The organism is Verrucosispora sp. WMMA2121 (assembly GCF_027460185.1).
GTDB lineage: Bacteria > Actinomycetota > Actinomycetes > Mycobacteriales > Micromonosporaceae > Micromonospora > Micromonospora palythoicola.
Genome location: NZ_JAPZBH010000004.1, coordinates 688,952 through 714,749 on the forward strand (window position 1 = coordinate 688,952; position 25,798 = coordinate 714,749).

The 25,798-nt window shown below is 68.7% G+C and carries 23 protein-coding genes; 5 read left to right on the top strand and 18 right to left on the bottom strand.

The genetic code is table 11. The features are described from left to right. Positions 1–225: 225 nt before the first annotated feature. A complete protein-coding gene (locus O7605_RS03865) occupies positions 226–1,662 on the bottom strand; it encodes a PepSY-associated TM helix domain-containing protein (protein ID WP_269737930.1) in 1,437 nt (478 codons plus the stop codon). 85 nt (positions 1,663–1,747) lie between these two features. On the opposite strand from O7605_RS03865, the gene O7605_RS03870 reads away from it, so the two are divergent. Continuing rightward, entirely contained in the window at positions 1,748–2,323 is a 576-nt protein-coding gene (locus O7605_RS03870) for a DUF5134 domain-containing protein (RefSeq protein WP_269737931.1), read from the top strand. Between the two features lie 194 nt (positions 2,324–2,517). Here the strand turns inward: O7605_RS03870 and O7605_RS03875 are convergent, their stop codons facing one another. From O7605_RS03875 to O7605_RS03910, 8 genes are all read right to left on the bottom strand, one after another. Next, positions 2,518–2,949 carry a hypothetical protein gene (locus O7605_RS03875; RefSeq protein ID WP_269737932.1) on the bottom strand — a complete coding sequence of 144 codons (432 nt, stop codon included), beginning with the start codon at positions 2,947–2,949 and terminating at the stop codon, positions 2,518–2,520. Beyond that, entirely contained in the window at positions 2,918–3,739 is an 822-nt protein-coding gene (locus tag O7605_RS03880) for an ATP-grasp domain-containing protein (RefSeq protein WP_269737933.1), read from the bottom strand. Before O7605_RS03880 ends, O7605_RS03875 begins: the two co-directional genes overlap by 32 nt. A gap of 82 nt (positions 3,740–3,821) precedes the next feature. Continuing rightward, positions 3,822–5,525: an ABC transporter ATP-binding protein gene (locus O7605_RS03885; protein WP_269737934.1), complete on the bottom strand. Its 1,704-nt coding sequence runs from the start codon at positions 5,523–5,525 to the stop codon at positions 3,822–3,824. 89 nt (positions 5,526–5,614) lie between these two features. Beyond that, positions 5,615–7,351, bottom strand: coding sequence for an ABC transporter ATP-binding protein (locus O7605_RS03890; RefSeq protein WP_269737935.1), 1,737 nt, complete (start codon positions 7,349–7,351; stop codon positions 5,615–5,617). Between the two features lie 122 nt (positions 7,352–7,473). Further along, entirely contained in the window at positions 7,474–8,502 is a 1,029-nt protein-coding gene (locus tag O7605_RS03895; protein ID WP_269737936.1) for a PLP-dependent cysteine synthase family protein, read from the bottom strand. Next, positions 8,499–9,653 carry a histidinol-phosphate transaminase gene (gene hisC, locus O7605_RS03900; RefSeq protein ID WP_269737937.1) on the bottom strand — a complete coding sequence of 385 codons (1,155 nt, stop codon included), beginning with the start codon at positions 9,651–9,653 and terminating at the stop codon, positions 8,499–8,501. Before hisC ends, O7605_RS03895 begins: the two co-directional genes overlap by 4 nt. Then, complete coding sequence (locus O7605_RS03905; RefSeq protein ID WP_269737938.1) at positions 9,650–10,627, bottom strand: hypothetical protein; 978 nt, start codon at positions 10,625–10,627, stop codon at positions 9,650–9,652. Before O7605_RS03905 ends, hisC begins: the two co-directional genes overlap by 4 nt. 29 nt (positions 10,628–10,656) lie before the next feature. Then, a complete protein-coding gene (locus tag O7605_RS03910) occupies positions 10,657–12,081 on the bottom strand; it encodes an alanine racemase (protein WP_269737939.1) in 1,425 nt (474 codons plus the stop codon). Positions 12,082–12,238: 157 nt separating this feature from the next. Here O7605_RS03910 and O7605_RS03915 point away from each other — a divergent pair, with 157 nt between their 5' ends. The 4 genes from O7605_RS03915 to O7605_RS03930 are packed head-to-tail and all read left to right on the top strand — an operon-like array spanning position 12,239 to position 16,429. Continuing rightward, entirely contained in the window at positions 12,239–13,237 is a 999-nt protein-coding gene (locus tag O7605_RS03915; RefSeq protein WP_269737940.1) for an ABC transporter substrate-binding protein, read from the top strand. A 13-nt stretch (positions 13,238–13,250) separates the two neighbouring features. Beyond that, positions 13,251–14,348, top strand: coding sequence for a FecCD family ABC transporter permease (locus O7605_RS03920; protein WP_269737941.1), 1,098 nt, complete (start codon positions 13,251–13,253; stop codon positions 14,346–14,348). Further along, entirely contained in the window at positions 14,348–15,154 is an 807-nt protein-coding gene (locus O7605_RS03925) for an ABC transporter ATP-binding protein (RefSeq protein WP_269737942.1), read from the top strand. The genes O7605_RS03920 and O7605_RS03925 overlap by 1 nt, the downstream gene beginning before the upstream one ends. A 27-nt stretch (positions 15,155–15,181) precedes the next feature. Beyond that, on the top strand, positions 15,182–16,429 hold the full coding sequence (locus O7605_RS03930; protein WP_269737943.1) for an MFS transporter: 1,248 nt from the start codon (positions 15,182–15,184) through the stop codon (positions 16,427–16,429). Positions 16,430–16,533: 104 nt separating this feature from the next. On the opposite strand, the gene O7605_RS03935 is transcribed toward O7605_RS03930, so the two are convergent. The 9 genes from O7605_RS03935 to O7605_RS03975 all read right to left on the bottom strand — a co-directional run bounded on the left by O7605_RS03935 (position 16,534) and on the right by O7605_RS03975 (position 25,701). After that, a complete protein-coding gene (locus O7605_RS03935) occupies positions 16,534–16,926 on the bottom strand; it encodes an SCO5389 family protein (protein ID WP_269737944.1) in 393 nt (130 codons plus the stop codon). A 277-nt stretch (positions 16,927–17,203) separates the two neighbouring features. Continuing rightward, positions 17,204–17,857 (bottom strand): choice-of-anchor M domain-containing protein, encoded by a 654-nt coding sequence (locus tag O7605_RS03940; protein ID WP_269737945.1) that lies wholly within the window; start codon positions 17,855–17,857, stop codon positions 17,204–17,206. Continuing rightward, positions 17,854–18,501 carry a choice-of-anchor M domain-containing protein gene (locus tag O7605_RS03945; protein WP_269737946.1) on the bottom strand — a complete coding sequence of 216 codons (648 nt, stop codon included), beginning with the start codon at positions 18,499–18,501 and terminating at the stop codon, positions 17,854–17,856. Before O7605_RS03945 ends, O7605_RS03940 begins: the two co-directional genes overlap by 4 nt. Before the next feature lie 119 nt (positions 18,502–18,620). Then, positions 18,621–19,559, bottom strand: coding sequence for an anchored repeat-type ABC transporter permease subunit (locus O7605_RS03950; RefSeq protein WP_269737947.1), 939 nt, complete (start codon positions 19,557–19,559; stop codon positions 18,621–18,623). Beyond that, entirely contained in the window at positions 19,559–20,302 is a 744-nt protein-coding gene (locus tag O7605_RS03955) for an anchored repeat-type ABC transporter ATP-binding subunit (protein WP_269737948.1), read from the bottom strand. Before O7605_RS03955 ends, O7605_RS03950 begins: the two co-directional genes overlap by 1 nt. Then, a complete protein-coding gene (locus tag O7605_RS03960) occupies positions 20,299–21,285 on the bottom strand; it encodes a choice-of-anchor M domain-containing protein (RefSeq protein WP_269737949.1) in 987 nt (328 codons plus the stop codon). Before O7605_RS03960 ends, O7605_RS03955 begins: the two co-directional genes overlap by 4 nt. 14 nt (positions 21,286–21,299) lie before the next feature. Next, positions 21,300–22,895, bottom strand: a complete 1,596-nt coding sequence (locus O7605_RS03965; protein WP_443083866.1) for an anchored repeat ABC transporter, substrate-binding protein — start codon at positions 22,893–22,895, stop codon at positions 21,300–21,302. After that, a complete protein-coding gene (locus O7605_RS03970) occupies positions 22,892–24,439 on the bottom strand; it encodes a TIGR03773 family transporter-associated surface protein (protein ID WP_269737951.1) in 1,548 nt (515 codons plus the stop codon). Before O7605_RS03970 ends, O7605_RS03965 begins: the two co-directional genes overlap by 4 nt. 41 nt (positions 24,440–24,480) lie before the next feature. Beyond that, a complete protein-coding gene (locus O7605_RS03975) occupies positions 24,481–25,701 on the bottom strand; it encodes a WxL protein peptidoglycan domain-containing protein (protein WP_269737952.1) in 1,221 nt (406 codons plus the stop codon). Between the last annotated feature and the right edge of the window lie 97 nt (positions 25,702–25,798).

The following is a 25,798-nucleotide window of genomic DNA, read 5'->3' on the forward strand; positions in this document are numbered from 1 at the left end:
AAACCGGGCAGGACGGGACCGGCAGGACGTGCCGATGACGCCGCGCCCTCATCGACGCGGCACCTCCGACGTTGGGCGGCCCGCCCTACGCACTCGACGAAGTGTGCAGCCACCGCGAACGCAGCCAGCGGACCGGCCACGTCGAGTGGCTGCACACCATCGAGAGGGACGACCAGGAGTGTCTGACGTGACGCCGGACAGATCAGGCCGGGCCGTCGCCGAGGTTCACACCGTACCGAAGAAGCTCTTGAGGGCCGGCATCCTGCGGATCAGGAGCTGGTCCAGCGCGAGGATCACCAGCAGCGACAGACCGAACAGGGGCAGGAACACGCCGAGGACGGCCATCGCGGCGAGCAGGAGCCAGTTGCCCCAGATCGGAAGTTTCCCGCGGGGTGCGGCCATCCCGGAGGCGGTGCCGCGGCGGGTCCACCACATCATCGGTCCGGTGACGCACATGAAGATCACGGCGAGGCAGAACAGCGTGGACAGGATCTCGTTGGCGACGCCGAGACGCCGTCCCTCGTGCAGGGCGATTCCGTGGGACACGACCTTGGCCATGGCGCTGTAGTCGGCATAGCTGTACTGGCCGACCTTCTCGCCGCTGTACTGGTCGACGTGGACCGTCGTCTCCTGGGTGACGTCGGACTCGGCGGGGTTGCCGACGTTGTACCACTGGCTGCTCATCACGCTGAAGACGCCCGTTTCGCCTTCGGGGTACATGATCAGGTACGGCCCGGGAGCGCCCTGTGCCTGCGCCGTGGCGACGGCCTTGTCGATCGAGATCGGTGTGCCGGCGCCGGTGCTGGTGCCCTGCGGCGCGTTGCCGGAGGCCCATCCGGCGGGCGCCGACTGGCCGTCGCTGTTCTCGATCTGCTGCCGGATGGTGGACTCGGCACCGGGATCCTCGCCCCAGAGCGAGATGTTGCCGTGCGCGGCGAGTTCCGACGCTTTGGCGCCCCAGAAGCCGGTCCACGGCAGGCCGGAGATGACGAGCAGCAGGACGCCGAGGCCCACGGGGAGCCCGACGATGGCGTGCCAGCCACGGACCCGGGCACCGCGTCTGCCCTTGGCCTGGGCGCCGCTGCGGGCCTTCCGGCCGAGGAAGAAGATGATGAACCCGGTGATCGTCAGCACGATCCCCCAGGAGGCGCCGAGCTCGACGATCCGGTCTCCCACGCCGCCGTCGCCGATGAGCAGGTCACCGTGGATGCGCTCGGCCCAGGTGGAGACGAGTTGGTCCTGGCTGAGCGCGCCGGTGACCTCGGAGGTGTAGGGGTTCACGTACACGTTCGTGGTGCTGCCGTTCTCCTGGGCGGCGACGACGAACAGGGTGGTACGGTCGCCGATGCCGTCCTGAACGGACAGGATCGAACGATCCGGGAACTCAGCGCGAACAGCCGCTTCCTGGGCGGACAATGCGACCCTCTGGGCACCCTCGACCACAGAGACCTTCAGCACCCCGGGATGCGTGAGGGAGTCCACGTCGTCGCGGAACATGTAGATCATGCCGGTGACGGAAAGGGCGAAAAGCACCGGGATGACGATGATCGAACCGTAGAAGTGCCAGCGCCAGAACGCGGCGAACCACTTCGTCCTGCGGACTCTCGCGGTAGGCGCGGGCGTCTCCGCGGGAGGTGGCGCTTCGGTCTCTGAGACGGTCATCGAGGTGGGCCTTTCAAGCGTCGCCGGTCGCCCGGTTCACATGGTCTAAGTTGTAGTCGTGCTTGAGGCCCCATGGGTTCCCGTATTGACGGTCGTCTTCTTGCTGACCGGTCTCGTCTGCGTCGCCGACCTCGTCGTCCGCCGCCGGGCGGTCTCCCGTGACCAGCCCTTCTCCGATGAGGAACTGGTCGGCATCAACCACGGCGTGATGAGCGCGGCGATGATCCTCATGGTCTGGGTGATGGTGGAGGGCGCGGTCGCCTGGGCACAGATCGCGGTCTTCGCGATCCTCGCCCTCGCGCTGCTACCCGCCTACCGACGCACCCGGCACGCATCGGACCGAGCCGATCTGGTCAGTCACGCCGCGATGGACGTGGCGATGATCTGGATGCTCGCGGCCATGCCCACACTCATGTCCGAGTTGGGAACCGGCGGCGCAGGCGGCGGGCACTCCCACGGCGGCGGCGCCTCCGGCGGAGTACCCGTGCCGACACCGGCGTGGGCGGACACGGTCAACATCGCCTTCGTGGTACTCGCCGCCGCCACCGCCCTGTGGTGGCTGTACCGCACCATGACGGCGTCCCGCCACCGGCTGCACTCGCTCAGCTACTCCGTCATGGCCGCCGGCATGGGAACCATGCTGCTACTCATGAACGTGTGAGGTGTCGCCTGGACTCGGCCCGCGACGACGCCACGACGGGCTCCGTCACCGGCGAACCACTCAGTGCCGCCGAACGCAGGACTCGCGTCGACCACTCGCGGCCGGAGCAGAAACACGAAGGTACGCCCTGCCTCCGCCGGTGATCCCGGTGGACCTTCACCTACGGCTGGAGGGCCGCAGCACCCCACCTTCGCTCAGGTGACCAGGGTTCCGTCCGAGATGCTGGCCGACGGCTCGCTGCCGGGAAGGACCGCAATCGCCGACCCGAAGTCCGGAAGCAGCGCCGCGTACGCCTTTTCCAACTGGACCTGGCAGGTGGTGTAGTCGTCGGCCACCACAATGGCATGCCCGATTCGGCCGCCGAATCGGGCCGTCGGAGCCTCCGGCGCCGTCCACAGCGACTCGACACCGTCGGGCAGCCGAGCGGGTCGGCTCGTGGGTACGGTGTCTTCGACGGTGTCACCGTAACGGAAGATGATTCCGGCGGTACGTCGCCGCATGTGCCGCAGCCGCGGTTGTCTCCCGAGCGCCGTGTCGACCGCCGCCGCGACCAGATCGACGCCGGTGGCCAAGGGCACCAGCCGGGAGATCAGGTCACCACCGAGCCGGGCGTTGAGCCCGATCAACCGGGGTCCGTCGGCGGTCAACCGTACCTCGGTGTGGGTGACGCCCTCGCACAGCCCGAGCGCGGCGTGGGCGGCATCGACGGCACGGCGTACCGAGGCCAGGTGCTCGGCCTGCTGAGGAACTGAGATCAGTCGGCTGGCTGTCGCGAGTCCCGGCCCTGGTCCGGCGTGCCGGCTTCCGACCGCGACCACGTGCAACCGGCCGCTGTTGTACCAGAACTGACTCGACGCTGATCTGCGGCCCGTCCAGGTACTCCTGCACCAGAGCGCCGTCGGCGCCGGCCGCCCCGGCATAGGCGCGGGCCAGATCCGCCGGGCTGCGAACCAGCCGCACCCCGGTGCCGCCGGTCCCCGAACGCGGCTTGACCACGACCGGGTACCCCAGCTCAGCGGCGGCGCGGAGGGCCTGAACCTCGTCGGTGACCAGGACTGACTGAGCCGACGGCACCCCCGCGGCGGCCCATGCCTGGCGCAGCCGGTGCTTGTCCCGGCAGGCGCGGGCCGACGGCACGGGATGACCGGGTAGCCGCAGCGTGCTGGTGGTGGCCGCGGCGGTCTCGATCCATTCCTCCTCCCAGGTCAGCACCGCGTCCACGGACTCTTTCCGAGCCAGTAGCAGCACGGACGTCAGGTCGTCGGCGGCGATCCGGTGTACGGAGTCGGCGTAGCGGATCTCCCAGGTCGCCGGAGACTCCTGGGCGAGCACCACGTCGTGCTCGGCGGCGACTGATGCGAGCATGTGCTCGCGGTCCAGGTCACGTCCGCTACCGAGAATCAGGATCTTGGGCATGATGGATCCTTACGTCGCGAGAGCTTCGGGCGATGAATCGGTCTGCGCCTAGTCGGCGGGTCCCGGTCACGTCGAAGAGGGCTCACCCCTCGAGTTGCGAGGCGAGCAGGTCGACGTACGCGCCACCGGCGGCCACGAGTTCCTCATGGGTTCCGGTCTCGATCATTCGTCCGCCGGACAGCATGACGATCCGGTCGGCCGTCCTGATGGTGGAGAGCCGATGCGCGATGATCAGTGTGGTCCTGCCGTGCCGGGCTTCGTTCATCGCCTGGTTGACCGCCTGTTCGCTCGCGGCGTCAAGGTTTGACACCGCCTCGTCCATGACCAGGATCGGGGCGTTCTTGAGCAGGGCCCGTGCGATCGCGATCCGTTGCCGTTGACCGCCGGACATGAGCGCGCCGAGTTCACCCGCGGTGGTGTCGTAGCCGTCCGGCAGTGTCGTGATGAACTCGTGGGCCTGGGCGGCCCGCGCGGCGGCCTCGACCTCCTCGTCGGAGGCGTCGGCGCGGCCGAGACGGATGTTCTCCCGCAGACTGGTGTTGAAAAGGAAGGTGTCCTGCGGAACCAGCGTCATGAGGCGGCGAAGGTCCTCCTGCGGGAAGTCGCGAACGTCGTGTCCGCCCACCGAGATCGATCCAGCGGTGACGTCCCAGAACCTCAGCAGCAGGTTGGCGCAGGTCGACTTCCCTGCGCCGGAGTGCCCCACCAGGGCGACCGTATCGCCGGGGCGGATCTCGAAACTGACATCTCGTACTGCGGGGGTCAGGTCGCTGCGGTAGGCGAAGGTGACAGCGTCGAAGCGCACATGCGGCACGATCGGGCCCTCGGGCGGCTGGTTGACCAGGTCCGAGACCGGGGCGGGCGCGTCGAGCAACGTGTTGATGCGGTCCGCTGACGAGGCCACCACGGACAGCTCACGCGCGACCTCGGTCACCTTCAGCACGGGCAGCATCGCCATCGCCGCGAGCACGACGGCGACCGGGAAGAGAGCGCGGTCGAGTTCTCCCGCGACGACGAGCCACGCGCCGAGGGTCAGCACCACGAGTATTCCCAGCAGTGCGATGGTGTCTGTGGCGGCGTACTCGATGCCGCTGCGGCGTCCGTGCGCGGACTTCGCTTCGGCCAGCCGGACGCTCTGTTTGCGGAGCAGCCCGAGTCGCTGGGAGTGTGCGCCGAAGTTCACCAGTTCGCGGAGTCCCTGAAAGGTGTCGGTGTTGTCGGCACTGATCTGGCTGAGCGAGTCGCGTAGCTCGTGTCCGTGTCGTTCGGCCTGACGCCGCAACCAAGCCGGTACTGACGCGAGCAGTACCAGCACCGGAACCAGGACGCAGGCCAGCGACCAGTGGAACCAGCCGAGTGCGACGGTGGTGGCCACGGGCACGGTCGACGCGACCGCGAGCGGACTGAGAGTGTGGGCGAAGAACAGCTCGATCTGTTCCACGTCTGCGACTGCGGCGGAGCCGAGGTCGCCGGAACGCCGTTCGAGCATGTAGCCGGGCGAGAGCCGTTCGAAGGCGGTGTACACCTTCGCCCGGGTGTCGGCCAGCGCGCGGAAGGCAGCGATGTGTGCGTAGGTGCTGTCGGCGATGCTCAGGACGACCAGCGGCACGATGAGGGCGCCGAGTGCGATCAGCCAGCCGGTGAGCTGGTCCAGCGGTGCTCCCGTGGCGGCTCGTGCCACCACGTAGGCACCGATGCCGGATGAGGCGAGCAGGAGCAGTTGATGCAGCGCGCCAGCCAGATAGGCCACCAGGATGAGCCGGCGGTGCTCGCCCAGGAGGGGCATCAGGCTCCTCAGCCTGGTGATCAGCGACCGGCCGTGCCCGTCTCCCGTGTCGTGGTCGTGGTCGTGGGAATGAGTGTGGACAGTCAAGGTCATGCGAGCGCACCAGCCTGGGTAGCGACGAGTTCGGCGTAGAGGCCCTTGCGTGCCACCAGGTCGGGGTGACTGCCGAATTCGACCACCCTGCCGGACTCCATCACCACGATCCGGTCTGCGCCGCGCACGGTGGACAACCGGTGCGCGATGATGATCGTCGTCCGACCGAGGGTCAGGTCACCGAGAGCCTGGGTGATCTCCGCCTCATTGGCGGCGTCAATGCTGGACGTCGGCTCGTCGAGCACAAGCACGGGAGCGTCCTTGAGAAGCGCACGCGCGATCGCGATGCGCTGCCGCTCGCCGCCGGACAGTTTCAGGCCGCGTTCGCCGACGACAGTGTCGAGGCCCTGGGGCAGGAGGGTGATGAAGTCAGCGGCCTGTGCAGCGGTCACCGCGCGTCGGATCTCCTCGTCGGTGGCGTCGGGTCTGGCCAGGAGCAGATTGTCGCGAACGGTGCCGTGGAACAGGTAGGTGTCCTGTGAGACCACACCGATCATCGATCGCAGGTTACGCAGGGCTAGCTCCCGGATGTCGCGATCATTGATGCGGATGGACCCCGCGTCGGTGTCGAAGTAGCGCATGAGCAACCCGATGATGGTGCTCTTACCCGCCCCCGAGCGCCCCACGATGGCCACCCGTTCGCCCGGCGTTATGACCAGGTTGAACCCGTCCAGTGCCGGTGCCCGCCGGGTCGGGTAACAGAATCGAAGATCGCGGAACTCCAGGCCCGGAGGATCGCAGGGCCATTCCGGTGCCGTGGTTGCCGTGTCTTTCACCACCGGTTCCAGATTCAGCACGTCGGCGACCGCGCGGCCGGCTGGGATGGCGTAGTAGGCCGAGTGGTAGGCCGCCTCCAGTTCGGTCATGGGCCGGAACGTCTCGCGGGTGAGCATCAGAATCGTGAACAATCCCGCGACGCTCACCGAGCCGGTGGCAGCGTGCCAGGCGCCCAGGCCCACCGCCGCCGTGGTGCCGATCGGGACCATCAGCGCGCCGATACTGGACGTGCCGCACCAGGCCACCATCAGCCCGATGGAGTCACGGCAGAATGCCTCCCCGCGTTCGATCAACTCTCGGCCGCGCCGGCCGCTGGCATTGAATGCCTTGAGTGTCGCCATCCCCTGCACAGCGTCCAGACTTTCCGAGTACATGCTTCGGTAGGAGACCGTCCAACGGCTGCCACGTTCCCTGATCGACTTCTCCCCGGCCAACTTGGACAACGGAGCAAGCAGCGCACACGCCAGCACGACCAGACCCACTACCGGATCCACCGCTATCACGTACATCGAAGCGAGACAGGAACCCAGCACCGACGCCAGCACCGACGGGACGAATCGACTCAGCAGCGGATCGAGCAACTCCACGGAGTCCACGAGCGTCGACTGCAGGTCGCCGGTACGCATCCGCTGAGCCTGTCCGGGACCGATCTCCATCAACTTCAGCGTCAGTCCTTCACGCACCGCCCCCTTCACCCGGGCCGACACCCGCGGCGCCCACGAGTCCCGCGCCACGATCAGCGCGATCCGAAGCACCTGCAGCACGCCGATCACGACCAGTGGCGCCGCCAGGCCGGCGATGTCAGCCGACGAGAAGACCGTGGACAGTAGGTCCGCGATCATCAGGCCTTGGCCGACATAGGTCGCTGTCACCAGCAACATCAGCCCGACCAGGCCGGCGATCTCCACCCATGACCGCGGACGCAGGCCAAGGAACAACTTCACCGTCGACCACACGCCGACACCTCCACACTGACGAGATCACCCGACCGCAGGAAACCGGCCCTCGTGAGTCGGCCCTACCGTCGCTTACGATAACGGAAACCGTTATCCTTTCAGGCGACAAGCCACGCTTTTGATTAGTGCACCTGCTCGGGTGTCTGTCCGGTTCGGTCGGCCGGGGCGCGACGCAGCATCGATGCGAGTCGGTCGACGACCTGCGCGTCAAACAAGCCGTTGGCCGCCATCCACTCGTCGTTGAAGACAGTGTCGAGGTACTTTTCACCGCCGTCGCACACCAGTGCGACGATGGTGGTCCCCGGTCCTACGCTCTGCGCACGCTCCAGCGCCTTGTAGACCACGCCCCCCGCCGAGCCGCCCACGAGGATGCCGAAATTCCGGGCCAGGTAACGGCAGGTCTCGAAGGCCTCCGAGTCGCTGACCTTGATCCCCTCGTCGATCAAGCGGTAGTCGAGGGTGTCACAGATTTCCGACACCACCGGCGTCCCGGTGCCTGACTGGTGGTACGGAGCCTCCTCCCCGCCGAAATTCACAGAGCCCACCGGCTCGACACCGACGATCCTCAGCTCCGGGATGCGCTCCCGCAGGACACGACCGGTGCCGCAGAGCGAGCCCCCGGTGCCGACAGCCCCATACAGGTAGTGGATGTCCTCGCCCAGATCGTCGTACAACTCGCGGGCGAGTGGCCGGTAACCGTTCGGGTTCCCCGGATTACTGTCCTGCGAGGTGCAATACGCACCCTGCTCGGCCGCGAGCCGGCGAGCCGTGGCGTACCGTTCGGCGGTGGCCAGTCCATTGTCGTCTCCACCGACGTTCAGCAGCTCGGCGCCGTAGGCGAGCATCCCGCGCAGCTTGTCGACACTGGAATGGTTGTCCACCACGGCGGTGAACTTGTAGCCGCGTTCAGCGGCGATGAGCGCGAGGCCGATCCCGGTGTTGCCGGAGGTGGCCTCGACCAGCCACCCGCCGGGGGCGAGCAGCCCCTGCTCCTCGGCCTCGTCCACCATGTTCCTGGCCATCCGGATCTTGGCGGTACCGGTGGGGTTGTACTGCTCCAGCTTGAGCAGGACGGTTCCCGCCCCGCCCGATACCGACAGTCTGAGCAGCGGCGTCCGCCCGATCAGATCGGATACCTTGTCCCTGATCATTGCTCACCCTTCGCACAGATTCGCATCAGACAACGCACAAAGACGTCGTTGTCCTCGGGAAGCGACAATGAGGCTCGGATAAAGTTCTCGTACCCCGGCTCACGCCAGGCCTTGACGACGATCCCGACGCGGTGCAACTCCTGGGCCACCCAGTCCGAGCGGCAGCCCGTGTCGATGAACACGAAGTTGGCCGACGACGGTGCTACGCGGAAGCCCGCCTCGCGCAACCCGTCGGTGACCCGAACGATCTCGAGCCCGGTCCGGCGGACGGTCTCCGCCAGGTGCGCGTGGTCACGCAGCGCGGCGATGGCCGCGTCCTGGGCCAACTGGTTGACGTTGTAGGGTGCGCGAACCCGGTCCAGTGCCTGGACCAGGGCGGTGTCGGAAGCGACGCCGTATCCCACCCGGATACCCGCCAGGCCGTACGCCTTGGAGAAGGTGCGCAGGACGATCCACGGCCGGTGCTGTTCGCGCAGCAGCGCCAGCCCGTCGGGATAGCCCGGGTCGGGTCGGGCGAACTCGCAGTACGCCTCGTCGAGCACCAGCAGAGCCGACTCCGGGGTCTCGGCCACGAGGTGTGCCAACTCGCCGACGTTGAGCATCGCGCCGGTCGGATTGCAGGGGTTGGCGAGGAAGACCAGTTTCGGGCCCGCGGCCAGCGCGTCATGCCAGGCGGACGCGTCGAACCCGAACTCCGCGGTGACCGGGACCTTTTCGACCCGGGCGCCCACCATGCGGGGAAAGATCTCGTGCAGGCTGAAGCCCGGTGCCTGAGTGGTCACGAGGTCGCCCGGATCGAGTACCGCCTGGCACAGCAACTCCAGGATGTTCTCCGAACCGTTGCCGAGGACGACGCGCTCGGCAGGTACCGCCAGGCGCTCCCCGATAGCCTCCGCCAGCCGTCTCCCGGTGGGGTCGGGATAGCGGGAGACGCCGCTGTCCAGGCGCCCGCGTACCGCTTCGGCCACCGCCGGCGAGGAGCCGAACGGGCTTTCGTTGTTGGACAGCTTGATTACGTGGGCGGTGCCGCTGAGGGCGGCCACCGCATCCGGGTCGGCGCCGGGGTCGTAGGCGGGCAGGCCCGCCACCACCCGGCGCACCACGGATGCCGAGGTCGCCGCCGCGACGGCATCGGCCTCGACCGCGCTCACCAGAAATCGACCCGCTGGCCACGCCCGGCCGCCAGTGCGAGGTCGGCGATGTACCGGCCGAGCGCGGCGTCGGTGACCGCCATCCCGCTGTTGTAGGCGAAGACCACATCGCCGGAATCACGTCGGGCCGGTGTCCGGCCGAGCAGGATGTCGGGCAGCTCGCCGTCGATCGGGGGCAGGCTCCCGTCCGGGCCTCGGAGTTTGCCGCAGGTGACCTGCATCTGGGTGATGTCGGTGGCGATCCGGTAGTCGGCGCCGTGGAACACGTCGTGTACGCCGTAGCCGAGCAGGACGGAGATCGATCCGGGCTTGACCCAGTCGCGCTGGACCACCTTCGTCACGGACAGACCGGAGGCGCCGATCAGGATGTCCGCTTCGCCGGCGGCTTTCTGGAGGTCGTCCACGATCTCCACCTCGCGACCGTCGACACTGTTCTGAACGGCCCGTAGACCGTCGGGATAGGTGCCGCACACCTGCAACCGCTCCAGATTCGGAAGCGCCGCGACCAGCATCGGCAGGGCCATCTGCCCCTGAACGCCGGTGCCGATGACCAGGGCGGTGCGAGCGTCCGGGCAGGCCGCGCGGGCGAACAACGCGCTGCTGGCCGACGACCGCAACGGCCCCAGTTTCACCACGTCCATCAGTGCGATGGGCGTCCCGGTGGTGTCGTCGGCGATGAAGATGAACGAGTGGAACCGGTAGTCATCGCGGCGGCGGCTCGGGTCGAACTCGTAGACGGCCTTGAAACACACGGTGTTGGTGCCGCCGTCCCGGGCCACCATCGAGTAGCTGAGCGAGTGATCGTCCGAGTCCTCGATGACCGTCTTGACCGGGTTGTTCGACCCGTTCTCCCGCAGAGCGCGGTAGGCGCCCTCGACGACCTCGAGTACCTGCCGGTAGTCGAAATTCAGCCCTTCCTGCTCCGACTGCGGCAGCAACCACAGCTGTCCGGGGGCGGCGTAGCTCTGTGACATGCGCGGGTTCTCCTTCGTGTCGAGGTTGCTCAGATTCCGTCCAGTCGCCAGCGCGGTGATCCGTGACCGAGCCGGAGGACCGCTTTCAACGGCAGCGCGGTGTCGTGGAACCGGGATTCGAGGAAGTCTGAGTGGTAGCCGGCGGTGTTGAGGTAGACGAGGTGGTCACCGGGGCGTACCGGCCGGGGAAACCCGATCTTGCGCCAGGTGACCATGTCGTTCTCCAGACAGGTCGAGCCCGCGACGCAGGCCGGGAATTCCTCGTCGGTGACGGACTGGGTGGAGAGCAGGATGGGGTCCGGCAGATAGTCGGTGTTGAACCACTGTTCGCAGAGGCTCAGGCTGTTGCCCGCGACGGTGGCGATCGCGTACCCGTCGGTGTCGCGCCGGTCTTCGACCTGTTGCACGCGGAACACGGTGAAGCCGGCCTGATCCAGCAGCGACCTGCCCGGCTCGACGATGAAGCGGATGCCGGTGCGGACAGCCTTCGCCGACAGGCTCTCGTCGCCGTCGACCGGATGGTTCATGATCATGTGTGCGGCCTGGGTGGTGGGCAGCCCTCCGTACGGATAGAAGTGGAGACCCCTGGAGGTCTTGGTCCCGTGGTAGTGGGCCGGCTCGTTGTGCTGGAGGAATTCGTCCCAGAGCTGCGGATCGACGTAGCGCATGGGTAGACCGCCGCCGATGTTGACTAGGTCGGCGGCCGGTGCGCCGCGTCGCTTGGCGTCGAGGCAGTATTCGATCATCTCGTTCGCCGCCGTCGCCCGTTCCTCAGGCGAGTAGCCGTTGAGGTGGAACGAGAATCCACAGAGACGCACATACTGGATGAGGTCCAGACACTGGTCGACCGCCGCGTGACGCTCGGCTGCGGCCATGCCGAAGCGACTTCCCGGCTGGCTCCCGGTCCGAGCCCGCAGCAGCACCCTCACCTGTCGATGCGCGACTCTCGCGGTGGCGGCCAGCCGGCGGAGTTCGCTGACCGAGTCGACGGCGACCAGACAGTCGTGCTGGACACCGAGAGAGTGCAGAGCGTCGTCCTTCTCGGGGCCGGAGATGCCGATCCGGTGTCCGGGCACTCCGCCGGCCAGGGCTTTGACCAGTTCGGCGGCGCTGGCGACGTCGACTCCGATGCCGGCAGCGGCGGCCGACCGGACGAAGCAGTCGGCCTTGTTCGCCTTCTTGGCGAACAGGATGTCGACGTCGGCGCCCGTCTCGGCGAACGCCTGCCGAAGCGCGGCGATGTTCTCGTCGAAGACCTCCGGCAGCACGACGTGCAGCGGTGAACCCAGGCCGTCCAGGAGTTCGGCAAGCAGGGCTCGGTGGCCGTCCAGAAGCGTGGAGACCGTGGGATGCCGAAGGGCGGTGAGCGTGAAGGGCTGGACTCCGGTCAGCATCGGCTCAGTTACTGATTGCGACGTGGTCACCTCGCCATGTCTACTAGACTTGATAACCATGTGCAATAGGCGATCGATGTTGGTCGCTCCCCCTGATGGCCCCACAGAGGGGTGCCGTCGTTGTCGTCCTGAATGGAATTGCCCGCCGTGACCCTTCGCTGCCGCCGCGCGGGCTGCTAGCCTGCCACCGATGAAAACGACAACGGGTATCAGAGTCATGACTGCTGCGGTGATGCTGGTCCTCGCGGGGTGTTCGAGCGGCGAGCCCTCCGGCGCGCCCGCTCCGGCAGCGTCAGCGGCGCCGGGTGGAACGACCTACCCGCTCACCATGAAGAACTGCGGCACCGACGTCACCTTCGAAGCGGCGCCACAACGGGTCGTCACGCTGAACCAGACGGCAGCCGAGATCCTCATCAAGCTCGGGGTGGGCGACCGGGTCGTCGGATCGGGTTACGAGATCTACAAGCCACCGGCCGAGATGGCCGAACCCTACGGGAAGATCCCGCAACTGGGTCCACGCGGCGAGCCGGTCAAGCACGAGAAGCTGCTGGAGGCGCAGCCGGACTTCGTCTACAGCGGTTTCGGGAGCTTCCTCACCGCAGAGCAGGCCGGCGATCGCAAGCAGTTGCACGACCTGGGCGTGGCAACCTACGTGACCGAGTTCGACTGCAGCTACCACGTCAGCGTGCCGGACGCGGACTTCGACATGTTGTATGACGAGTACCGCGCCCTGGCCAAGATCATGAGTGTTCCAGATGCCGGGGAGAAGCTGGCGGCTGAACAGAGGGCCCTGGTGGAGCAGGCGATGGGCGCTCTGAAGAACAAGGACAAGCCGCTGAAGGTGCTGTGGTTCTACTCCACCTACGACGGCACTCCCTGGGCAGCGGGTCCCGGCGGTCTGCCGCAGCACGTCTCCGACCTCGTCGGGGTGCAGAACATCTTCGACGACGCGAAGACCAAGTGGGCCGAGGTGAGCTGGGACGAGGTCGCCGCCCGGAATCCCGACGTCATCATCCTGGCCGACCTGACCAGGGGTGAGCCCAACGACACCGCGGCGCAGAAGATCGCCCTGCTCAAGAAGGACCCGCTCACCAGCAAGCTCGGCGCGGTGACAGGCGACCGTTTCATCACCATCCCCGGCGCCCAGATGGACCCCTCCTACGGCAGTGTGGAGATGGTTCCCGCCCTGGTCGAAGGTCTGAACAAGTTCCGGTGAGCGGCCGACGACCATGACGACGAACCTGCACAAAGCCGCTAGGCGCGCCTCGAACCCGATCACCGGCTCCAAGCCGGCGCCATCGCGTCTGCGGCGCGCCTCGGTGGCGGCCATCATCCTCCTAGCCATGGTCGGACTGTTGGCGTCGATCATCGCGGCGTCCCTGTTCGGCAGTGCGAACATCAGCGCTCTTGATGTCGTCTCCACGATCCTGCGGCACATCGGCCTGGGCGAGATCGCCCCGAACCCGCCGCTGCCGAGATTGCTGGACGCGCTGATCTGGGAGTCACGCTTCCCGCGCGTGCTGCTGTCCGCGCTCGTCGGCGCAGCACTGGCCGTCTCGGGAGCGGTCCTGCAGGCGATCACCAGGAACCCGCTAGCCGACCCCTACCTGCTGGGGGTCTCCTCCGGCGCCTCGACCGGAGCGGTAGCCGTCATCCTTCTGGGGATCGGTGGCGGCATGTCGCTGTCAACCGGAGCTTTCATCGGCGGTCTACTCGCCTTCGGCCTGCTGCTGCTCCTGCTCGGTGGAGGACGCGTCGCCAGCCCCACCCGCGTGGTGCTCACCGGTGTGCTCGTCTCCCAGTTCTTCGCCGCTGTCACCTCGCTCATCCTCATGATCAGCGGGGATGCGAACTCCACCCGCGGCTTTACCTACTGGCTGCTCGGTACCCTCGCGGGCGCCAGATGGGACGGAGTGGACTTCACCGCCGTCATCATCCTGGCCGGGGTGGTGGCCATCCTCTTCTTCGCGCCTTCCCTGGACGCCTTCACATTCGGCTGGGACTCCGCAACAGCCCTGGGCGTCAACGTCACAGCGGTCCGCATCTGGCTGATGGTGCTGACCTCTCTCATCACGGCGGCCGCCGTGGCCGCCTCCGGCGCGATCGGCTTCGTCGGCCTGCTCGTCCCGCACGCGGTCCGCATCCTGGTCAGCCCGATGCACCGCACGTTGCTTCCGCTGTCGGCGGTCGTCGGCGCCATCCTGCTCATCTGGGTGGACACGTTCGCCCGAACGGGGTTCACGCCACATGAACTGCCCGCCGGCGTCATCACCGCGCTCCTCGGCGCGCCGGCCTTCGCGCTGGTCCTCAAGCGTCTGGAGTCCTGATGGGCCGCATCAACGCCACCGAAATCTCCTGGTCGGTCAAGGGTCATCAGCTGCTTGACAACATCGAGATGGCCGCTCACGACGGAAAGGTTGTCGGGCTTCTCGGCCCCAACGGCTCCGGCAAGTCGACACTGCTGCGCCTGCTCGCCGGATTGCGCCGCCCCGACACCGGCACCGTCCGATACGACGACACCAGCCTGCGCGACCTGAGCCGCCGGGTGCTCGCCCGGCGGCTCGCCGTCGTCGAGCAGGACGTGACCGCCCACAACCACGTCAGCGTCCGGCAGGTCGTCGAGCTCGGCCGCACACCGTTCCGGGGCCGCTTCGACGCACTGACCGAGCACGATCAGCGGATCATCGATGCGGCACTGGAACGGGTCGGTATCACCGACAAGCAGCGCCAGAGCTGGCACACCCTGTCAGGAGGCGAGAAACAACGCGCTCAACTCGCCCGTGCCCTCGCCCAGGAGCCCCGGGAGATCCTGCTCGACGAACCCACCAACCATCTCGACATCCGCTACCAGCTCGAACTGCTCGAACTGCTCGGATCGCTGAGGGTCACCTGTGTCGTCGCCCTGCACGACCTCAATCTCGCTGCACGCTACTGCCACCACGTCGTCGTCCTCGACCACGGGCAGGTGTTTGCCGCCGGCACGCCCGCGGCAGTGCTCACCACCGAACTGATCAGATCGGTATACGGCGTTGAGGTACTGGTCGACCGTGAGCCCACCGCGGGCATTCTCCGCATCACCTACCTGGCTGCCACCGCCCCGCGAACAGCTGACGCGACAGCCATCGCGGGTTGACGTCATCCGTGACTGGAGAACGTACACATGCTTGACAACGCCGTGGCGGTCACTCCCGCGCCGACCCCCCTGCTGCGAAGCCCGTCCTTCGTCCGGCTCTGGACCGGCACGATGGCCTCCGGCGTGGCGACGTGGGCACTGCCGTTCATCCTCGGTCTGGCAGTCCTCGACCGGTCGCTGACCGGCGTCGGGCTCGGAGTTCTCCTGGCCACGCGCACAGTGGGTTTTGTCGCCGCCATGCCGGTCGCCGGTGTGCTGGCCGACCGGTACTCCCGGAGGAAGACGGTGCTCTGGTCCGGGCTGACGGCCGCCCTCGCCACGCCGGTGATGGCGATGAGTCTGGAGCGGTCGCTGTTGGTGGCCGCAGCCGCGGCGTTCGTAATGGGCGCTGGTCAGGGCGCGTGCCGCCCAGCTTTCCAGGCACTGACCGCCGAGGTGGTCGCCGAGCCACAGCGGCAACAGGCCAACGCCGCCATCACCCTCGCGGTCCGGGTCACCACCCTGGTGGCGCCGACGCTTACCGCGCTACTGGCCGTAGCCGTCTCCACGCCGGTGCTGCTGTGGGGCGTCGGCGCCCTGTGGTTGGTGGCCGCTTTGGTTCCTCCCCCGGGGAACGATTCGCCTCCACCTTCGACCACCAGGCCGAACATTCTGGCCGACTTCGCCGACGGATTGCGCGAAGCCCGTAGGCATCCCTGGTTCGTTGCCGGCCTGGCCGCGTTGACTGCGGTGATCGCCACCGGGTACTCGGCCACCTTCGTGGTGTTGCCACTGGTCAGCCGGGACCGCTTCGGCAGCGAGGCCGTCCTGGCGGCCGCGATGACCACCTACACGATCGGCGCCCTCGTCGGTGCCATGATCATTGCGAGATGGCGGCCCCGGGCCCAGGGCTGGTCCGCGCTGGCCGGGCTTGCGCTCTACGGACTCGTGCCGCTGAGCCTGCTGCTGCCGGTGAACCCCGTAGTGATCTTCGCCGCGTATGTGCTCGCCGGCATCGGCATCGAGCTGTTCAACGTTCCCTGGTTCACCGCCACCCAACGCGAGGTCGAGCCCGCCAAACTCGCCCGGGTGTCCTCACTCGATTTCTTGCTCTCCTACGGACTCGCACCGGTCGGTCTTGCGCTCATCGCACCCGCGATCGACCAGTTTGGCGCAACCGTGGTTCTGGCCGTCTGCGCGGTGGTGTGCTTCGCCGCTCCAGCGGCGGCGGCGGTGGTTCCCTCGTCCCGAGGCTTCTCGGCGAGCCACGGCAAGTCGAACGCAAGACTGCAGTAATCAATGGCCTCGTCGGGCGAGAGTGATCGAGGCCCGGTGCCGGCTACCGGCTCGTCGTTCCAAGACCTCCGCGTCACGGCCCCGCTTGCCGGGCGGTGTCCGGCTCAACAGTCGCGCAGCTCAGGAGACTGGTTGAGCAACTGGCCCCGTACGGAGACGAAGCGGCGGTAGGCGTCGGAGTCAACGGCGGAGAGCCGAAACGCCGCGACACGGTGGCAGTTCTGGAAGGCCAGTTTGACACCGAAGTGGCGCTCCAGGCTGGACCGGATGGCGTCGCTGGCCAGGGCGCGTAGGAGTTGGCCGCGTTCGGCCTCGCTCGGCGGTGGGACGACGTTGTCGGCGAAGTCGACGTCCGACGACTCCAGGTCGGCCGCCACGCGGCTGACGACCTGCCAGGCGTACGGCAACGATTCACGGACGCAGGCCACGAACTCCTCATCATCGACAGGTCCCGATTCTGCGGCGCGCAACAGGCCCGGTGACACGGTGAGAGACATACTTCTCCTCACACACAGTAACGCCCACGATTGTCGTTGGCGTCGCGGCATGAGCACACCATGTCACGATCGATGCGTCAATGGCGGCGTGGGCCGCAGCGGAGCGAGCTGGCCGTGCTTGGCTGGATGGCGGTGGCCGCTGGCGGCGAAGTCAGCCGGCCGGAGGGTCGGCGCGAGACCCGGTGGGTGAGGGTCCCGCGCCGACCGGATCCGCCTCCCGGAGGCACCCCTTGCCTCAGCGGACCGCAGAGTTGTCAACGGGGTTCAATTGCAGTGATCAGGCCAGCACCTCGAAGGTGAAGGTCTTCGGACCGGAGGTGATGGTGCTGCCGTTGGAGGCCAGCTTGCCGGTCACCTCGAAGGTGACGGCGTAGGTGCCGGCGGCGTCGAAGCCCCAGTTGACGTGGGCGTGGGTGTTGCGGTTGACGTTGAGGCTGTCGGGCAGGCCGTTGCCGCTGTCGAACAGCACCGTCGGGGTGCCGCCGGAGACGGTGTAGATGCTGAATCCTGCCGGCCCGCTGACGTTTGTGAGCTTGAAGGTGACGCGGTTGTTCTGGAAGACGCCGCTGGGCACCTCGGTGGTGTTCCAGCCGGCCCAGAGCAGTCCGGCGGTGTTGCTCTGGGGCAGCACCCAGGCCTGGCCGCCGGTGCCGAGGAACGACCAGGCGCTGCCGCCGGGCACGGTGAGCTTGGCCGCGGTGGGAACGCGTAGGACCACGTCGGCGGGGTTGCGTTCCACCGACGGGGTGACAGTGTCGTCGAGCACGTTGACGGCCAGTGCGCCGCCGGCGTAGTCGACGTCGATGACGTCGACGTGGCCGCTGGTGAGCACGATCGGTGCTGCGGCGGCGGGGGTGGCGGTGCCTGCGAGCAGTGCTGCGGTCAGGGTGAGACCGGCGAGGAAGCGGCTGCGGGTACGCACGGGGCTCACGACCGGACCACGACGCGCAGGGTGGCGGGTTCGCTGGTGACCCGCTGGCCGGTGGCGGCGAGAGTGCCGGTGGCGCGGAAGGTGATGCGGTAGGTGCCGGCGCAGTCGAAGGCCCAGTTGGCGTGCGTGTGGTCGCCGGCGGTCACCGCGATGGTGTCGGGCAGGCCGTCGCCGCTGTCGGCGAGGATGGTGGGCTGCCCGACGGCGTTCTCGGTGTAGATGGCGAGCTGCCCGGGGCCGCTGACCGACTGCAGCTTGAGAGTGAGTGCGTCGGAGGTGAAGGTGCCGGCCTCGACCTCCTCGGCGGCGATGCCGGGCCACACGAGGTTTGTGTTCTGGATCTCGGGCAGGATCCACACCTTCGACACCCCGGGGGTGCCGAGGAACCCGAAGGCGGGGTCGTTGGGGACGGTGACCTTGGCCTGCCGCTTGACGACGATCTTGACCTCGTCGGCGGCGTACTCGACGTCGTTGTCCTCGTCGTGGACGCCGAGTTCCAGCTCGCCGTCCTCGTAGGCGATGTCGACCAGGTCGAGGTGCCCAGAGCTGAACGTCACCACGGATGCCTGCGCCGGTGGCGCTGCCGCGAGCAGCGCCGCGGTCACCGCTCCGGAGGCGAGCAGCAGGCGGATGGGCTTACGCACAGAGGAACTCCTTCCCGTGGTCCCCATTGGACCACAGCCAAGAGGAACGATAGTCGTTTTCAATAGAACGGGGAAGGGTCGACCAGGAGCCGTTTCCCACCGCCGGCCCGCGGTCCTGCCTACCGCAGCGACGCCGAGGGGTCCTGTGGCCGCGTGAGATCGGGAATCGACGAAGATCGGGCGACGTCGGCGGATTCCCGCCCACGGGCACGGCGCATCCGTCTGGTCAGCAGGCCGTGTCGTGGGGCGAACAGCCAGGCGGCCAGGAAGATGACGGTGGCGACCAGGACTACGGTGCCGCCGACCGGAGTGTCGTAACTCCAGGACAGGTACAGCCCGACGAGCGCCGACGTGCCGCCGATCACCGGGGCCAGCAGCATCATCACGCCGAGCCGGTCGGTGAGCAGGCGGGCCGCCGCAGCTGGCGTGATCAGCAATGCCAGGACGAGGATGTTGCCGATCGTCTGCAGGGAGATCACCACGGCCAGGGTGACCAGCACGTAGAGCACGATGTCGAGCCAGAAGACCGGCAGCCCCATCGAGCGGGACATCTCCCGGTCCAGGCAGACGGAGACGAACTCCTTGTGCAGTGCGAGCACCAGACCGAGGATGACCAGGCCGGTGCCGCCGACGACGTAGAGGTCCCGGTCCGGAATGCCGGTGATCGAGCCGAACAGGAACTGTTGCAGTGACCCGGCGTATCCGGGTGCCTGCGAGATGATCACGATGCCGAGGGCGAACGCGCCGACCAGGAAGACCCCAATGATCGAGTCCTCCTTGACGCGCCGGTTCTGGGAAAAGATCGCGATCAGCAGTGCGGTGACGACGCCGGCGACGGCACCGCCGAGGACCAGGCTGCCCTGTAGGACGAAGGCGACCGCGATACCGGGAAAGACCGCGTGCGCCACGGCGTCGCCGATGAAGGCCATCCCGCGGAGCACGACGTAGCAGCCGACGACGCCGCAGACGATGCTGGACATCACCGCGATCGCCAGCGCCTTGGGCAGGAACGCGAGGTCGGGGTTGAACAGGTCGGTGAGGAAATCGGTGATCGACATCAGGTCGCCCTCACGAGTTTCAGCAGGGGTGAGGTTTCGCTCACGCCGAAGGTCTTGGTCCACAGCTCGGCGTCCTGCAGATCCGCGGGGTGCCCATCGGCGATGACCCGGCCGTTGAGCAGGACCAGGCGGGTGCAGGTGTCCACTGCGGCGACGAGGTCGTGGGTGGTCATCAGCACCGCGTGCCCCTCGCCGGCCAGGCTGGTGAACAGCAGGCCCAGCAGTTCCTGGGTGGGCATGTCCAGGCCGGTGAACGGCTCGTCGAGCAGCAGGATGCGCGGCGCGAGGGCGAGAGCCCGGGCGACCAGGACGCGTTGGCGTTGCCCACCGGACAGCTCACCGACCGGCCGCCGGCGCAGTTCGGTGAGCTGTACGCGGTCCAGGGCGTCGCCCACGGCCCGCCAGTCGGGCACACCGGGGCGGCGGAGCAGCCCCATGCGGCCGGTCCGACCGCTCATCACGGCCTGCTCCACGGAGATGGGAAAGTCCCAGGCGAACTCGTGACGCTGCGGGACGTAGCCGATCTCGGACCGGCCGGGACGCGCCGGTCTGCCCTCTACCAGCACCCGACCGGCACGGGTGCCGGTCAATGCCAGGATCGCGCGCAGCAATGTGGTCTTTCCGGCACCGTTGGGTCCGAGCAGCCCGACCAGCTCGCCGCGGTCGAGGTGCAGCCGTACGTCCCGCAGGACCGCCCGGCCGCCGAGGTCCACGTCCAACCCGTCGATCTCCAGTGCTCTCACCGCTGATCCTCCGGTGCGGCGATCGCGCGCTCCCGCTCGGCCCGTCGTCGGGCACCGCGTCCGCGCAACAGCAGAACGACCAGGCCGACAGCGAGCACGACGGCAGTCCCGGCCAGCACCGTGATCAGGAGCGTCTGGGAACCACCGGCCTGGTCGTCGGCTCCGACCGGGTCCTGGCCGGGCGGTTCCTGGCCATCCGGCGCGGCGATGTCCGCGGTGGCGGCGAAGGCCTCGTCGGCGCTGGTGGCGTCTCCCACGGCGAAGCGCAGTGTCCGGGTCGCCGACACCTCCTCGCCGTTGACCAGGTCGGCCGACACCCGCACGGCGACCAGGTAGACCCCCGGTGCGGAGAAGACCCAGTTCGCATGGGTGTGGGTGTTGACCTCGACCCAGAATGGCTGGGCCGTCGACTCGGCCGACCGCCACAGCGGCTGCGGCGGCGCGAAGTTGCCCGACTGGAGGTAGGTCGTGAGGGTTCCTGGACCGCGCACGCCGAGCAGGGTCAGGGTGACCCCCCGGTCGATGGTCTGCATCACCCGGGGATCCTGGGTATTCCAGCCGAGCCAGACGACATCCTGGGCCTGGACCTGCGGCACCACGTACGCCTGCTGGCCGGCCTCGATGCCGAGGAAGGCGTACGCCGGGTCGTCGGGAACGGTCTGCTGCGCGGCGTCGGACACCCGCAGCAGCGTGTCGTCGGGGTCACGCCACACCGGTTGCGCCTGGGTGCCGTCGTGGATCAGCAGGGTCCACCTGTCATCGACGTAGCGGGGACCGATGTCGATGTGTCCGGCGGACAGCTCCACCCGGCCGGTGGCGAGGGGCTGGTCGGCCGCGATCGACTGGCTGAGGTTCGGCGTCGGCTCGGCCGCCCGCGCCGGGGCTGGTGCCAGGGCCTGTGCCGTCGCCAACCCGATCGACGTCGCGAGCGCGCCGCGCAGGATGACTGTGGTAGCGCGGGTGCGGCGCGCCCGTCCTGCCATCACTGATTCCTCCATCACTTGTTCGTGGTCAGGCAGTCGCGCAGCGATTCGGCGTTGAACCGCATCATCTCCGCGTAGGTGGTGACGTCGCGGTCGAACGCGTCGCCGTAGATCGGGCACACCCGCAGGTCCTCCTCCCGGGCCACCTCGGTCAGGGTGGCGGACCGGGCCGCCAGGTTCGGCTCCAAAAAGACGGCGGGGATGTTCAGGTTGCGGATCGTCTCGGTGAGCCGGCGACGGTCGGCCAGGCTCGGCTCGGCGGCCGGGTTGGGTGTGACGAAGCCGGATATCTGCACGCCGTACGCCTTGCCCAGATAGCCGAACGCGTCGTGGGTGGTGACCAGGTGACGCCGCGACTGTGGAATCTGCGCGACGGTGTCCCGAACGTACGTGTCGAGCTCCTCCAACTGCCGCAGGTAGGCCGAGGCGTTCGCGCGGTAGTCGGCGGCGCCCCCAGGGTCCACGCCGATCAGGGTGTCCCGGATCAGCTGCACGTACGCGATGGCGTTGCGGACGTTCTGCCACAGGTGCGGGTCGATTTCCCCGTGCACGTGCTTGCCGAGGACCGCCTGCGGAAGCTGGTAGACCTGGGTTCCCGGCCGGCCGAGGAACCGGAACCGCCGGTCGCCGGGCACCTCCAACAGCGCCTTGTTCGGCACCTCGATGACGGTGCGCGCCGGGTCGTGCACCCGTTGGGTCGCCTCGCCGCCGCCCTCCGGGTCGGCGAGCAGGTAGAGCCGCCGCTGGTCGAGGTCGACCGTGACGTCGGCGTGCCCACCGTTCAGTACCTCCGACATGCCCGGCAGCGAGTGCGGGTCCACCCCGACGGCGAAGGTGAACACCTGCTCGCCCATGGGCACGGGTGCCGACTGCGGGTCGACGGCCAGCCGTGCCTGCATCCTCAGCCGGTAGACACCCGGCTCGGTGAACGCCCAGCTCATGTGGGTGTGCGCGTCAGGTGGAAGCGTCGCGGTGTCGTCCCGGTAGCCGTTGGCGGGGTCGAACCCGTCGCCGGAGTCGACGTAGAACGACGGGTTGCCGAAGGACTCGGTCAGGTACGCGAGCATCCGACCGGGTCCGTCCGCGCCGGTCGCGCTGAGCAGCACCTCCGAGGACCGGTTCGCCCCCAGCGCCGCGCCGGTGCCGCGTACCCGCATGCCCAGCCAGATGGTGTCCAGCGACACGTCCTCGACCAGCGGAATGATGTCCGCCGCGTACTTCACCGCCCCCTCGGCCAGCGAGACGTTCGGTACGCCGTCACGCAGGTTGGCGTCGAGCGCCTTGATGACGGCCTGCTCCTCAAGGAGCAGGTAGTTGCTGAACGCCACGTCGGCGTAGACAACGTCGCGGATGTCCCGCAGCGACGGCTCGTAGCTGTGCGGATCAGCACCGTCCGGCACCATCGAGGTGACCCTCACCCGGTCCCCGCCCACGTTGCGGGCCAGATCCCGCAGGATGCCGGTGGTCGTCAGAACCTGGACCCGCTGGTCGTGCGAGCTCAACGCCACCTCCGACCGACAGCCGCCGGCGAGCAACGCGACCAACAGCGGCAGCACGACCAGCCGCCGTGCGCCGACCCGGCGGCTGCCAGTCCTCGTCACCGCCGTCACCCGGTCTGGGTGGCGGCGCGGCGGCGGACCAGCAGCAACAGCAGGGCTCCCACCGCGACGAGGACGACGCCGAGCGCCCCGGCCGTCAGCACCCAGCCCGCGCCGGTACGCGGCAGCGGGCCACCACCGCCCTGATCCGAACCGTCGTCGCCGTTGCCGCCACCGTTGGAGCCGGAGCCGGAGCCGAAGCCGGCGTTCGGGTCGGTGCTGTCGCCGACGGCGATCGTGAGCGTCTTCGTGTCGGTGACCGCCTTGCCGGCGGTCGTGGTGCCGCTCATCTGCACCGCGAGGCGGTACAGACCAGGCTTACCGAACGCCCAGTTGCCGTGCGTGTGGGTGTTGAGCGGGATGTCCAGCTTCTGCGGGAACGGCTTGGTCGAGTCGAACAGCACGTCGGCCTTGCCGAACGAGCCGGTCAGGAACAGGGCGAACCGGCCGGGCCCGTTGACTCCCTTGAGCGTCCAGGTGACGTTGCCCTTGATTCCCGACACGACGGACGCGTGCTGGGTGTTCCAGCCCGGCCAGACGAGACCCGCCTGCTGGGTCTGCGGCAACACCCACACGGTGTCGCCCGCCTTACCGAGGAAGTCGGCTCCGTCGGGCACCGTGATCTTCGCCTTGTCCTTGGCGTGCAGGACCACGTCGGCGGTCTCCCGCCAGACCGGAGGGCTGGACCGGTCATCCTTGATCCGGATCGTCCAGCTGTCCCCGGACAGGTTCGGGCCCATGTCGACGTGCCCGTCGGCGATCACCTGACGAGCACCGGCAGCGGCTTTCGCCGCCTGCGGCGCGGCCGCCGCCTTCGGCGCGGCGGCGGGCTTCGGCGCGGCGGCGGGCTTCGGCGCGGCGAGTGCTTCGGCTGCCTCGGCGGGCGGTTGCGCCGCCGGCTTCATCGGTGCGGGCACCGCCGGCTCAGCCGGCTCGATCGCCGGCACGTGGACCCGGTACGTCGCCTCGGCATGCGCCGTCGCACCCGAGCGCAGGTCGGCCGAACCGGTCAGGGTGAACCGGTACTCGCCCGCCGCGTCGAAGGCCCACACCACGCCATCGGTACGCGCGCCCGCCGGTAGCTGCGTCGACCGCGGCAGGTCGGCACCGTTGCCGAACAGCGGGGTCGCCGCGCCGAGGCCGGACAGGGTGTACGCGGTGAACGTCCCCGGCCCCTCGACCGAGCCCAGCGTCAGGGTCACCCGGTCGTCGACGACGACGCCGGGGCGTACTCCGGTGGTGTCCAGAGACGGGAACCCGGTGTCACCGGCGGACAGTGCCCACACGGCGTGGCCGGGTTTCCCGAGGAAGGCGAGGGCCGGTCCGGCCGGGACGCGGCCGGCCAGGCCGCCGTCCGGGCCGAGCACCACCTCGGCCGGGTCGCGCCCGGCCGCCTGCTCGTCCCGGAAGCGCAGCGACATCGTGTCTCCGTCGAGCGCGACGGAGACCAGGTCGACGCCGGTCGAGACGACGGCGACCGGTTCCGCGGCGACTGGCGTCGCTGCGGAGGCCAGTGCCAGCACGACGGCGGCAAGGCTGGCAGCACCGACGCGCATGCTTCTCGTCCTCATTTTTCGCTCCCCCAGGCGTAGCCGAGTCACTTCTTGTCCTTCCCCGTGTTTCCAGTGGCCAGAGGCCGGTTGTCGGAGCCCGTGCCGGAACTGTCGGCGTCCGGCATCGGGGGGTCGTCGGGTGCTGCTCCGCCGGCGGCTACTGCGACGTCCTGGTTGTCCGGTGCCCGGCTGGCCTGCGCGCGGCCCTCCTCCCGAGCGGCGGCCACCGCCCGCGCGAGCTGCGCCGCCCGGCGGCGGCGGGTCGCGACCAGTGCCCAGCCGGCGAGGGCCAGCAGGGCCAGCAGGGCGAGCTGTGGCCAGGGCACCGCCCATACGACGGCCTGCGCCGGGTCGGCCCGCGGCGGCGGGTCGAGGACCTGGTCCCCCACTGCGGCCAGCGTGACCGTCGCGTCCGCCGTCAGCCGGAACAGCGGCGCAACATCCGACATGCGTACGGTGATGGTCAGCTCGCCGCCGGGCAGGATCTCCGGTAGGGCCGCACCGTCCACGGACTTCCGGGCCAGGCCGAACGGTCCGGCCACGCCGAGCACCGGCTGTCCGGAGAGCCGGACGTTGCCGGTGTTGCGGACGGTGAATGTGGCGGTGACCGTGCCGCCGGCCAGCGGGTTGACCGAGCCGGTGTGCCGCACTCGCAGGTCTTCGACGGTGAGCGTCGGCTGTAGTTCACCGGCGACCCGCAGGTAGATGCGCACGCCGACCCGATGGTCGACGGCGACCTGGTTACCCTGCGCGTCGGCGGCGGTGCCGGCCAGCGAGGCGACGATCCCTCCGGCGTGATCCCCGGGCGTCGCATTCTTCGGGACGGTGAGCGTGAACGGTATGTCCAGCCGGGACGTCGACGGGATGGTCACCGTCTTGTTCGGCAGGCGTACCCACGAGCCCACGTCGGTGGGCTTCCGATCGGCGGCCAGCAGATCGAACCCGCCCTGCGTGGTGGTGACCGCGTCGCTGGCGTAGAGGCTGAGGGTGAGCGGGCGGTTCGAATGGTTCGTGACGCCCACGTAGTCGGTCAGGGTGGCACCCGGATCGAGCTTGTAGCTGAACGCCGGCCGGCCGTTCGGTCCGCGCTCGCTCGACGGTGCCACGCCCCACGTGGCGGCGGCGGACGGCGGTGCCGGCGACGGCGACGTTCCTTGCTGCGCCGGCGGGGTGGCGGGTGCGGGTGCGGCCAGCGCAGCGGCAGGTGGCGTGGGGACCACGCCGAGCAGGGCGATCCCGGCGACGATGGTGGCGAGCAGGCGCATTGCGGGGGCGGGTCCGTTCCTGTGGGTACGAGGGAGGTGCGGGGCGGGCGGGTCGTGTCACCGACACGCTCACCCCGTGGTCGTCCGGTGGCCGGGC